The 10,576-nt window shown below is 70.4% G+C and carries 12 protein-coding genes; 4 read left to right on the forward strand and 8 right to left on the reverse strand.

The genetic code is table 11. The annotated features are described in order from the left end of the window. Positions 1 to 72: 72 nt before the first annotated feature. Both V7050_RS12980 and V7050_RS12985 read left to right on the forward strand, forming a co-directional pair. Positions 73 to 1,497, forward strand: coding sequence for a lactate utilization protein B (locus V7050_RS12980; protein WP_324365347.1), 1,425 nt, complete (start codon positions 73 to 75; stop codon positions 1,495 to 1,497). Next, positions 1,494 to 2,135: a LutC/YkgG family protein gene (locus V7050_RS12985; protein ID WP_324365346.1), complete on the forward strand. Its 642-nt coding sequence runs from the start codon at positions 1,494 to 1,496 to the stop codon at positions 2,133 to 2,135. Before V7050_RS12980 ends, V7050_RS12985 begins: the two co-directional genes overlap by 4 nt. Positions 2,136 to 2,163: 28 nt before the next feature. On the opposite strand, the gene trpA is transcribed toward V7050_RS12985, so the two are convergent. Continuing rightward, complete coding sequence (trpA, locus tag V7050_RS12990; protein ID WP_324365345.1) at positions 2,164 to 2,958, reverse strand: tryptophan synthase subunit alpha; 795 nt, start codon at positions 2,956 to 2,958, stop codon at positions 2,164 to 2,166. Between the two features lie 375 nt (positions 2,959 to 3,333). Between trpA and ychF the strand changes: the two genes are divergently transcribed. Then, the gene (gene ychF / locus V7050_RS12995) at positions 3,334 to 4,431 is read left to right on the forward strand and encodes a redox-regulated ATPase YchF (protein WP_324365344.1); all 1,098 of its coding nucleotides are present in this window, start codon (positions 3,334 to 3,336) and stop codon (positions 4,429 to 4,431) included. A gap of 153 nt (positions 4,432 to 4,584) precedes the next feature. On the opposite strand, the gene V7050_RS13000 is transcribed toward ychF, so the two are convergent. The 7 genes from V7050_RS13000 to V7050_RS13030 all read right to left on the reverse strand — a co-directional run bounded on the left by V7050_RS13000 (position 4,585) and on the right by V7050_RS13030 (position 9,121). Continuing rightward, positions 4,585 to 5,115, reverse strand: coding sequence for an arsenate reductase ArsC (locus V7050_RS13000; protein ID WP_324365343.1), 531 nt, complete (start codon positions 5,113 to 5,115; stop codon positions 4,585 to 4,587). Next, a complete protein-coding gene (locus tag V7050_RS13005) occupies positions 5,105 to 5,470 on the reverse strand; it encodes an ArsR/SmtB family transcription factor (RefSeq protein WP_324365342.1) in 366 nt (121 codons plus the stop codon). The genes V7050_RS13000 and V7050_RS13005 overlap by 11 nt, the downstream gene beginning before the upstream one ends. A 9-nt stretch (positions 5,471 to 5,479) precedes the next feature. Next, a complete protein-coding gene (locus V7050_RS13010) occupies positions 5,480 to 5,725 on the reverse strand; it encodes a hypothetical protein (RefSeq protein ID WP_324365341.1) in 246 nt (81 codons plus the stop codon). A gap of 48 nt (positions 5,726 to 5,773) precedes the next feature. Continuing rightward, complete coding sequence (gene dapE / locus V7050_RS13015; RefSeq protein ID WP_324365340.1) at positions 5,774 to 6,922, reverse strand: succinyl-diaminopimelate desuccinylase; 1,149 nt, start codon at positions 6,920 to 6,922, stop codon at positions 5,774 to 5,776. 118 nt (positions 6,923 to 7,040) lie between these two features. Further along, positions 7,041 to 8,054: a class I SAM-dependent methyltransferase gene (locus V7050_RS13020; RefSeq protein ID WP_324365339.1), complete on the reverse strand. Its 1,014-nt coding sequence runs from the start codon at positions 8,052 to 8,054 to the stop codon at positions 7,041 to 7,043. Between the two features lie 18 nt (positions 8,055 to 8,072). Next, positions 8,073 to 8,396 carry an ATP-dependent Clp protease adapter ClpS gene (gene clpS / locus V7050_RS13025; RefSeq protein ID WP_324365338.1) on the reverse strand — a complete coding sequence of 108 codons (324 nt, stop codon included), beginning with the start codon at positions 8,394 to 8,396 and terminating at the stop codon, positions 8,073 to 8,075. Positions 8,397 to 8,629: 233 nt separating this feature from the next. Then, entirely contained in the window at positions 8,630 to 9,121 is a 492-nt protein-coding gene (locus tag V7050_RS13030) for a phasin family protein (RefSeq protein WP_324365337.1), read from the reverse strand. A 270-nt stretch (positions 9,122 to 9,391) separates the two neighbouring features. Between V7050_RS13030 and V7050_RS13035 the strand changes: the two genes are divergently transcribed. Next, a partial coding sequence (locus V7050_RS13035; RefSeq protein ID WP_324410634.1) for a D-alanyl-D-alanine carboxypeptidase family protein occupies positions 9,392 to 10,576 on the forward strand: 1,185 nt, incomplete at its 3' end.

A 10,576-nucleotide genomic window follows, 5' to 3' on the forward strand; every position in this document is an offset into this window, starting at 1 on the left:
GGCGTTCCGGGCGCGCCACGTGGTGGGGGTGCTCGCGGGGGATCTCGCGCCCCCGCCGATCGGAGAAGCCGGGTGAGCCTGCACGAGGCCACCACGCCGGCCTTCAGGGCCAATGCCCGCGCGGCGCTCGACAATGCCAATCTGCAGGCGGCACTCCGCGGCAGCCGCGGCAATTTCATCACCAAGCGCGCGAAGGGGCGCGAGGACCTGCCCGAATTCGACGCGCTGCGCGACCGCGCGCGGGACATCAAGGACCACGTGCTCGCCCATCTCGACCTCCATCTCGAGGCCTACGAGGCGCAGGTGATCGCCAGCGGCGGCCATGTGCATTGGGCCGAGACCGCCGAGGAGGCGCGGGCGATCGTGCTCGATCTCTGCCGGAAGGCGGGGGCGAAGGCGGTCAACAAGGGCAAGACGATGATCTCCGAGGAATGCGGGATCAACGACTTCCTGAGCGCGAACGGCATCGCGCCGGTGGAGACCGACCTCGGCGAATACATCATCCAGCTTCGCGGCGAGGTGCCGAGCCACATCATCGCGCCGGCGGTGCATGTCACCGTGCCCGAGATCGAGGCCGCCTTCCGCAAGGCGCATGCCCATCTCGACCCCGACCGGGACCTCAGCGACCTCGCCGCGCTCCAGGCCGAGGCGCGGGGCGTCTTGCGCGCGAAGTATTTCCAGGCCGAGGTCGGCATCACCGGCGCCAACATGCTCATCGCCGAGACCGGGCATTCGGTGATCGTCACCAACGAGGGCAACGGCGACCTCACCCAGTCGCTGCCGCGCATGCATATCGTCATGGCGAGCCTCGAGAAGATCGTGCCGACGCTCGAGGACGCCGCGACGATCCTGCGCATCCTCGGCCGCTCCGCGACCGGGCAGGAGATGAGCGTCTACACCACCTTCTCCCGCGGCCCGCGCCGGCCGGGGGATCCGGACGGTCCCGAGGAATACCACGTCGTGCTGCTCGACAACGGAAGGTCGAACATGCTGGCGACGCCCTTCCAGGACATGCTGCGCTGCATCCGCTGCGGCGCCTGCATGAACCATTGCCCAGTCTATCAGGCGGTGGGCGGCCATGCCTATGGCTGGGTCTATCCCGGACCCATGGGCGCGGTGCTGACCCCGAGCCTGATCGGGGTGGAGCAGGGGGGGCAATTGCCCAATGCCTCGAGCTTCTGTGGCCGCTGCGAGGAGGTCTGCCCGGTGCGCATCCCGCTGCCCGGCATGATGCGCTCCTGGCGCGAGCGCGAATTCGAGAAGCGCCTGACCCCGGCCGCCATGCGCCGCGGGCTCGGCCTCTGGGCCTTCGCGGCGCGCCGCCCCCGGCTCTACCGGATCGCGGCGCGGCTCGGCGCGGGCCTCCTGTCCCGCCTCGGCGGGAAGTCGGGCCGGATCGCGTCGCTGCCCTTCGCCCGGGGCTGGACCGGCGAGCGCGACCTCCCGGCGCCCCAGGGCGGCACCTTCATGGACCGCTGGAAGGCGGCGCGGCGATGAGCGCGCGCGACCGCATCCTCGGCCGGATCCGGGCGGCGGCGGCGCCCGGCGACCGGCAGGCGGCGGTGGCGGCCTGGATGGCGGCACCCGGCGGCGGACCGCGCCCGCACCAGGCCATGAGCCACGGCCCGCAGCGCCTGACCCAGTTCATGCAGAAGCTCGATGCGGCCGCGGCGACCGTCGGCCGGGTCTCCGCCCTCGCCGAGCTGCCCAAGGCGCTCGCCCACGAGCTGCGCAAGCGCCGGCTGCCGGCGCGGATCCGCTTCGGCAGCGATGCCATCTTCGCCGGGCTCGACTGGGGCACGATCGGGACCAGCCGCGGGCCGGGGCGCATCGAGGAGCCCGCGACCCTCAGCCGCGCCGAATTCGGCCTGGCCGAGACCGGCACGCTGGTGCTCGCCTCCGGGCCCGACAATCCCGTGACGCTCACCTTCCTCGGCGAGACGCATTTCGTCCTGCTGCGCGAGGCCGATCTCTGCGGCGGCTTCGAGGATTTCTGGACCGCCTGGCGCGAGCGCGGCCTCGATCCGCGCACCCTCAACATGGTCACCGGCCCCTCGCGCTCGGCCGATGTCGGCCAGGTCCTGCAGCTCGGCGCGCATGGGCCGGTCGCGCTGCACGTCTTCCTGCTGTCCTGAGGGCCGCCGGCCGAGGGCCTGCCGCCGGTCAGCCCGCGGCGTGGGCGGCCGCGGCGAGGCTCCGCACGAAGGCGAGCACGGCATCTGGGCTCTCGCCCGCGCCGATGCGCTCGACGATGGCCGAGCCGACCACCGCCCCGTCGGCGATGCCGGCGATGGCGCGCGCGCCCTGCGGCGTCTTCACCCCGAAGCCGACGCAGACCGGCAGGTCGGTGGCGGCCTTGATGCGCGCGACCTCGGGCGCGACCGCGGCGGCATCCGCCTCCGCCGCGCCGGTGATGCCGGTGATCGAGACGTAATAGACGAAGCCGGAGGTATTGGTGAGCACCTTGGGCAGCCGCCTTTCGTCCGTGGTGGGCGTCGCGAGCCGGATGAAGTTCAGCCCCGCCGCCTGGGCCGGCAGGCAGAGCTCCGCATCCTCCTCCGGCGGCAGGTCCACGATGATCAGCCCGTCGACCCCCGCCGCCCTGGCATCTTGCAGGAAGCGCTCGACCCCGCGGGAATGGATCGGGTTGTAATAGCCCATGAGCACGATCGGCGTCGTCTGGTCGTCCTCGCGGAAGGCCCGCACCATGGCGAGCGTCCGGTCCATGGTCTGCCCGCCGGCCAGCGCCCGCTGCCCGGCGCGCTGGATCGCCGGGCCGTCGGCCATGGGATCGGTGAAGGGCATGCCGAGCTCGATGAGATCGACCCCCGCGCCCGGCAGGCCGCGGATCACCGCCAGCGAGGTGTCCCGGTCGGGATCGCCCGCCATCACGAAGGCGACGAAAGCCTTGCGGCCTTCCGCACGAAGGGCGGCGAAACGGGCGTCGATGCGGCTCATGCGAGCGTCCTCTCCTGACGGTCCACCCGGATTTGCAGAAGCCGGCCGCGAGATCAATCCCCGGCCGGGCGCCAGCGTGATCGCATCCGTGAATACGCACTCGTCCGCCCGAATTCCCGGCAGGCCGGCCCAACCATCCCGCCGAGGCCAGGCACCGCCGGGCAGCGCCCGCCCGCCCCGTCACGCCAAAGGCGTGCCTGCGGCACGACGCGGGCGCTTCACACCCGCCGGGTCGGGCGTTGCCCTCATTTGTGGCGAGGCGGCCAGGGAAGAAAGAACGGGCTCCAAATGCGTTCGCTCTGGCCCGCCCCCGGCGCGGCTTGTCAATGTCCGGGCCGCTGCCTAGAAGCGGCGCGATCTGATCGGAGCATTCGCATGGGTTTCAGGACCGGGATCGTCGGGCTGCCGAATGTCGGCAAGTCGACGCTGTTCAACGCGCTGACCCGGACCGCCGCCGCCCAGGCGGCGAACTTCCCCTTCTGCACCATCGAGCCGAACGTGGGCGAGGTGAACGTGCCCGACGCCCGCCTCGACCGGCTCGCCGAGATCGGCAAGTCGGCGCGGGTGGTGCCCTCGCGCATGACCTTCGTCGACATCGCGGGCCTGGTGCGCGGCGCCTCGAAGGGCGAGGGGCTCGGCAACCAGTTCCTCGCCAATATCCGCGAATGCGACGCCATCGCCCATGTGCTGCGCTGCTTCGAGGACGACGACGTCACCCATGTGGAGGGACGCGTCGATCCCCTGGCCGATGCCGAGACGGTGGAGACCGAGCTGATGCTCGCCGATCTCGAGAGCGTCGAGAAGCGCCTCGCCGGGCTCGCACGCAAGCTCAAGGGCGGCGATCGCGAGGCCGAGGCCCAGGCGCGGCTGCTCGAGGCGGCGAAGGCCGCGCTCGCGGCCGGCCGGCCGGCGCGCACGGTCGCCGTCGCCGAGGAGGACGTCCGCACCTGGCGCGGGTTGCAGCTCCTGACCGCCAAGCCGGTGCTCTATGTCTGCAACGTCGAGGAGGCCTCGGCGGCGAGCGGCAATGCCCATTCGCGCGCGGTGGCGGAAATGGCCGAAAGGGAAGGGGCCGCCTGCGTGACGATCTCGGCGGCCATCGAGGAGGAGATCGCCCAGCTCGATTCGGCCGAGCGCGCGGAATTCCTCGCCGATCTCGGGCTCGAGGAGGCCGGGCTCGACCGGCTGATCGCCGCCGGGCACCGGCTGCTCGGGCTCCAGACCTATTTCACCGTCGGCCCCAAGGAGGCGCGGGCCTGGACCATCCCCAAGGGCGCCAGCGCGCCGCAGGCGGCGGGCGTGATCCACGGCGATTTCGAACGCGGCTTCATCCGGGCCGAGACCATCGCCTACGACGATTTCGTCGCGCTCGGCGGCGAGCAGGCGGCGAAGGAGGCGGGCAGGATGCGCTCCGAGGGCAAGTCCTACCGGGTCGCCGACGGCGACGTGATGCATTTCCTCTTCAACACCTGACCGGCGCTCCGGCGCCGGGCCTCCGGCGCTCCGGACGTGGAGAGGTCGCCGGCGAGCGCTCCCGGTCATCCAGACCGGATCGGCTCGAGGCTCCCGGGAACCTCCGTCGAGGCACCGGCGCTCGGGCGGGCGGCGATCCATGGCCGCTCGAGGTCAGGCCACCTGCGGCTTGTGCGCGCTGGCGCCGTCCATGGTGCCGATGCCCTGCAGCTTCGCTCCGAGGGACAGGCGGTCGAGGCTGCCGATCGGCAGGTTGACGAAGGCCGCGACCCGGTTGCGCAGGTAGCGCTGCGCCGCCTCGAATGCTGCTCGGCGCTGGAAGTCGGTGCCCTCCGCGGCGGCGGGATCCTCGATCCCCCAATGCGCGGTCATCGGCTGGCCGGGCCAGAGCGGGCAGACCTCGCCGGCGGCGGAGTCGCAGACGGTGAAGACGAAATCCATCCGAGGCGAGTCCGGGCGGGCGAATTCGTCCCATGACTTCGAGCGCAGCCCCTCGGTCGGGTATCCGGCCTCGTCCAGCACCCGCAGGGCCATCGGGTTGATCTCGCCCCTGGGGTGGCTTCCGGCGGAGAATCCCCGGAATCGGCCCTCGCCCAGGCGATTGATCAGCGCCTCGGCAATGATCGAGCGGGCGGAGTTGCCGGTGCAGAGGAAGAGGACGTTGTAGGGGCGATCAGCTGGCACGCTCGGGCTCCTTGGCCGGGGGGTCGCAGGGACGGGTGGCGACGGCGGGGGCGCAGACCTCGGGATGGCCCTGACAGCAGTCATGCGTCAGGAAGTCCACGAGGCCGGCGAGGGCCGCGTAATTCGCGGCATAGACGATCGAGCGGGCCAAGCGCTGCGAGGTGACGAGGCCCGCCCGCTCGAGACTGGCGAGATGGAAGGAGGCACTGGAGGGCGCGGCGCCCACCGCCTCGGCGACCGCCCCGGCCGCCATGCCCTCGGGACCGGCGACCACCAGCGCGCGCACCATCCGCAGCCGCGTCGGCTGCGAGAGGGCGGCGAATGCATCGCGGGCCTGAACCTCGCCGAGTTTCATTTCGATATTTCAAGAATCATCGAATCGACGATAGCCATCCTGCGTGTTCCCGCCAACCCCGTTTCGCCGGCGGCCGAAGCGGACGCCGAGCGCACCGGCGGCGCCCGGATGACGCCCGGGCTCGGCCGCCCGGACGAGCCCATGCGCGTATTCGTCGTGGCCGGGATCGAGCCCGAGGACGCGCTTGCAGAACCGCGGCCGGCGCCGCAGATCAAAATTATCTGATAAAATCAATGGCTTGAAGACTGTCCCCATGGGGACAGTCCCCGGACGTGCAGAATCCGGCCGCGAATCCGCCTAGGCTCAGCCGGGGAACCGGGCGAAATATTCCTGCAGGATCCGGGCATAGATCGCCTTGAGCTGGTGGATATGCGCCACCTCCACCCGCTCGTCGGTCTGATGCATGGTCGCGCCGACCAGCCCGATCTCGACCACCGGACAATGATCCTTGACGAAGCGCGCGTCCGAGGTGCCGCCGGAGGTCGAAAGCTCCGGCGTGACCCCGGTCTCGGCCGCCACCGCCCCGGCCACCAGATCGGTGAAGGCGCCGCGCTCGGTGACGAAGCTCTCGCCGGAGATCTCGAAGCGCGCTGCGATCCCCACCCCGAATTCCGCCGCCGCGCGGTCGGCCTCCTCCTCGATCCAGGCCGAGAGGCTGGCGCCGGAATGCGCGTCGTTGAAACGGATGTTGATCGTGGCCCGCGTCTCGGCCGGGATGACGTTCGATGCCGGATTGCCGGTGTCGATCGAGGTGATCGCCAGCGTCGAGGGTCCGAAATCCGCGGTTCCCCGATCGAGCTCCCGCGTCGCCAGCCGGTCGAGCAGGCGCACCAGCGCCGGTAGCGGGTTCTTCGCCCGCTCCGGATAGGCGGAATGCCCCTGGACGCCATAGGCGGTGACATGCGCCGTCAGCGAGCCGCGCCGGCCGATCTTGATCGCCTCGCCCATCCGTGCCGGGCAGGTGGGCTCGCCGACGAGGCAATGGTCCATGCGCTCGCCCTTCGCCGCCATCCAGTCGAGGATCGCGCAGGTCCCGTCGAGGGCGCTGCCTTCCTCGTCGCCGGTGATCGCCAGGATCACGCTGCCCGCCGGCGGGGTGGCGGTGACGAAATCCAGCGCCGCCGCCGCGAAGGCGGCGACCCCGGATTTCATGTCCGCCGCCCCGCGCCCGTACAGCATGCCCTCCGCCACGACGCCGCCGAAGGGATCATGCGTCCAGGCGGCCGCATCGCCCGGCGGCACCACGTCGGTATGGCCGTTGAAGCCGAGCGCCGGTGCCTGCCGGCCCCACCGGGCATAGAGATTGGCGATGCCGCCGCGTTCGATCCGCTCGGTGACGAATCCCGCCGCTTCGAGCCGCCCGGCCAGCAGCGCCAGGGCGCCGCCGTCGGCCGGCGTCACCGAGGGACAGCGGATCAGCTCTGCGGTAAGGGCGACGGGATCGGTGCTCATGTGGGCCTCGCTTTCGGGGCGAGGCTATCCCGGCCCCCGCCGGCGCGGCAAGCCCCGCCGCATAGGCTCGCGCCAAGGGACCGCGAGCGACAAGGCCGAAGCGGTATCGCCCGGCCCGTTAGCGGCGGCGGGGACGGCTCGCGGAGATGACCTTGTAGCTGCGGTCCTCCCACAACCGCTCGGAGGCCGCGAAACGCTCTGCGATGGTCGCCTCGTAGGGGAGCTGGCGATTCGCGACGATCAGCATCGTGCCCGAGGGCTTGAGGAGTCGCGCCCCCGCCTCAATGAAGGCGCGGCCGAGATCGGCCTCCGCGGCCCGGCCGGCGTGAAAGGGGGGATTGCTGAAGACCGCATCATAGGGCGCGGTTGTCGCGGACAGCCTGGTCACGTCCGCCCAGTGGAAGGCGGCCCGCGGATCGGGCAGGTTCGCCCGGGCGGCATCGAGCGCCCGCGTATCGGCCTCGTAGAGGTCGATGCTCTCGATCGCCGGGCAGGCGGCGAGCGCGGCCTGCGCCAGCCAGCCCCAGCCGGCGCCGAGTTCCGCGACCCTGCCCTTGAGCCGCCCCGCCAGCAGCCCGGCCAGCCGGACGCTGCCGGGATCGGGGTGGTCGGGCGAGAACAGCCCCGCCGCGGTCACGAAACCCTCCGCGTTGCGCCGCGGGGCGGCCGCGGCGGCCCAGGCCCCGACCACCTCGGGAAGTGCCAGCGGACGCTTCAGCCAGAAGACCCTTCCATGACCCTTCACCAGGGCATCCTCGACCGGCATCGCGTCGCGAACCGCCCGGGCGATGCCGTCCACCCCGTCGGTCTTCGCGCCGTTCACGGCGAGAATCCCCCCGGGCTCGAGCGCCTCCAGCGCCCGCGCGACGGCGCCCAGGCTCTCCGCCCGGCTCCGCGTGAGATTGACGATCGCCAGCGCCGCCGGGCTCGCGGCGGCCGGAACCACCGGATGGCCCCGCGCCGCCAGGGCGTCGTGCAGCGGCCGGAAGCCCTGCTCGCAGAGGAGCCGGTCGCGGGGAATCAGATCCAGGAACGGCACCGGCTGCGCATTCAGCACGAGCACGGTGCCGGCCTCCGGCAGAACCAGCCTGCCCTCATCGAGGGCAAGCGCAATGCGATCCGGTTTCGCCATGCCCGGGCGCGAAAGGCCCTATTCCTTTTCCATGGTGCATTGCAGCGGGTGCTGGTTGCGGCGGGCGTAGTCCATCACCTGCGTGACCTTCGTTTCCGCGATCTCGAAGGAGAACACCCCGACGACCGCCAGGCCCTTGCGATGCACCGTGAGCATGATCTCGACCGCCTGCTGATGATTGATCCCGAAGAAGCGCTCGAGAACGTGGACCACGAACTCCATCGGGGTGTAATCGTCGTTGAGAAGCAGCACCTTGTAGAGCGGCGGCCGCTGGGTCTTGGGCCGCGTCTTCGTCAGAAGGCTGGTCCCGCTTCCCGGAGACTTCGGATCGGATGTCGACATTGCTGGCATTCCGGCCAAGTGGCAGCCATTCCCTGAAACGGATCAGACCAATATATGAAAACGCTGGAAATTGGAAAGGGCCGGCGCCGCCGCGCGGCGACGGATCGGGACCGGCGTGGGCTCCTGATCCATATACGATTACCCCGGCGACCGTACGTCGCCGGGGCATCGCAGCACAATCCTGGCAGGGCGCGCCGGATGGACCGGCGTCACCCGACCGATTCAGGACCGGATCAGAGCGAGAAGCTCTTCACGGCGTCGCCGGCGGCCGTGACGCGGGCGCCGATCGGGGCGCTGATGTCCTTGGCGGCGGCAGCGTAGATCTCGTTCATCTTGGTCGCCTGGCTGATGAAGCCCTCGAAGGCGGACTGCGCGAAGGCGGTCTGCTTCTCGAAGAGCTCGGTCATGGTCTTCGCCGAGGCGAGGTCCTGGGCGGCGGCGACGCCGTCCTCGAAGGCCTTCTTCGAATAGGCGCTGATCTCGGAATTGATGCCCTCGGCGGCCTTCGCGGCGATCTCGGACGACTTGACGACGGCGTCGAGGTTCTCCTGGCCGAAGGCGGTCAGGCCTTCGAAGCCCTTCGAGAGCTTCTCGAACTGCTCGGTGACGTTCTTCTGGGTGTCGGCGACGATCGTCTCGACCTTGGCGGTCGCGTCCTGGATGGCGGCGGTCACGTCGATGGTCTCGGTGGTGGCGGCGGATTTGGAAGTAGTGCGGGTGGTCATTTCGTTGCTCCTTAAGCTCGGCGGTTCATGATGGGGCGGAGATAGAGATCATGCTGCACTGCGTCAAGGGGTCATGTTGCACTGCAATAAAAGATTCTTCCGGGCCGGCCGCGGCGCCCTTTGCAACGTCCGCGGGAATTTCCGTCGCCCCCTGGAAGAAGGGTGTTTTCCACTCTGAAATGACGTGCTACCTTTACGAAAAATAAAGCAATCGCGCCGTAGCGTTTGCGATAATCCGAGGCATGGGCGCCCATGGCGCCGGAGGCAGTGATGGCACAGACCCCGTTGCGCGGGATCCTTTTCCTGTTCATGGTCGTTGTTGCGCCGGCGTTGGCCCAGGCCCAGCAATATGCCGCTTTCGTGATGGACGCCCGCACGGGCAAGGCGATTCATGCGGTCAATGCCGAGACGCGCGTGCATCCCGCGTCGCTGACCAAGATGATGACGCTCTACATCGTCTTCGACGAGGTCCGCCGCGGACGGCTGTCGCTCGACCAGAAGATCACCGTCTCGGCGCATGCGGCCGCGGAGCCGCCCTCGAAGCTCGGCCTGAAGGCCGGCCAGAGGATCGAGCTCCGCTACCTGATTCGCGCCGCCGCCATCAAATCCGCCAATGACGCCGCCACGACCATGGCCGAAGCCGTCGACGGATCGGTTCCCGCCTTCGCCAAGCGCATGAACGCCTATGCCCGGGCCATGGGCATGAAGAACACCACCTTCAAGAACGCGAACGGCCTCACCGCCGAAGGGCATCTGTCGACCGCGCATGACATGGCGATCCTCGGGCGGCGGCTCGTCTACGATTTCCCGCAGTACTACAATCTCTTCAGCCGCAATTCGACCTCGGCCGGCATCAAGACGGTCAAGAACACGAACCGGCGGCTGCTCGATGCCTATCCCGGCGCCGACGGCATCAAGACGGGCTACACCCGTGCGGCCGGCTTCAGCCTCGTTTCCTCGGCCAAGCGCGGCGATAGGCGGGTGATCGTGGCGATGATGGGCGGCAAGACCAGCGCCTCGCGAAACGCAGAAGTGGCGCGGCTGATGGACCTCGGATTCGGCAAGATGCCGACACAGGCCCGGCTGGTGCCGCTGGCACCGCTGCGCACGGCAACGGCAGCGCTGGCGGCGCCGACGGCCGGCGAGGTTTCGCGCGGATCGACCTCCGGCCTGGCCGATGCGGCGGAGCCGCGGCTTGCGCTTGCCGGCAGCGTCCGGCCGATGCCGCGTGCGCTCGCCGCGAATGTGGCGGCCACGCGCAGCAGCGCCTCGATCGCGGCGGCGATCGCCGAAGTGAATGCCGAACTCGCCGCGGCCGAGGCGGCCCGCGGCGCTTCGGGACCGGCCAGCGCCGGCCGGCCGTATCCGCGTCCGGAGAGCGGCGCGAGCGCGGCGGCGGCGCCGGCGGGACCGGGCTCCGCTTCGACCTTCGCCTCGGCGCCGGCCGCGGCCCCG

The organism is Amaricoccus sp. (genome assembly GCF_036846665.1).
In the GTDB taxonomy this organism is placed as follows: domain Bacteria; phylum Pseudomonadota; class Alphaproteobacteria; order Rhodobacterales; family Rhodobacteraceae; genus Amaricoccus.

Excerpts from the sequence above, each read along its gene's own strand:
- V7050_RS12985 (WP_324365346.1), top strand. The coding sequence starts at position 1,494 with ATGAGCGCGCGCGACCGCATCCTCGGCCGGATCCGGGCGGCGGCGGCG.
- V7050_RS13020 (WP_324365339.1), bottom strand. The coding sequence starts at position 8,054 with ATGGCGAAACCGGATCGCATTGCGCTTGCCCTCGATGAGGGCAGGCTG.
- V7050_RS13005 (WP_324365342.1), bottom strand. The coding sequence starts at position 5,470 with ATGAAACTCGGCGAGGTTCAGGCCCGCGATGCATTCGCCGCCCTCTCG.
- ychF (WP_324365344.1), top strand. The coding sequence starts at position 3,334 with ATGGGTTTCAGGACCGGGATCGTCGGGCTGCCGAATGTCGGCAAGTCG.
- dapE (WP_324365340.1), bottom strand. The coding sequence starts at position 6,922 with ATGAGCACCGATCCCGTCGCCCTTACCGCAGAGCTGATCCGCTGTCCC.
- clpS (WP_324365338.1), bottom strand. The coding sequence starts at position 8,396 with ATGTCGACATCCGATCCGAAGTCTCCGGGAAGCGGGACCAGCCTTCTG.
- trpA (WP_324365345.1), bottom strand. The coding sequence starts at position 2,958 with ATGAGCCGCATCGACGCCCGTTTCGCCGCCCTTCGTGCGGAAGGCCGC.
- V7050_RS13030 (WP_324365337.1), bottom strand. The coding sequence starts at position 9,121 with ATGACCACCCGCACTACTTCCAAATCCGCCGCCACCACCGAGACCATC.
- V7050_RS13010 (WP_324365341.1), bottom strand. The coding sequence starts at position 5,725 with ATGGGGACAGTCTTCAAGCCATTGATTTTATCAGATAATTTTGATCTG.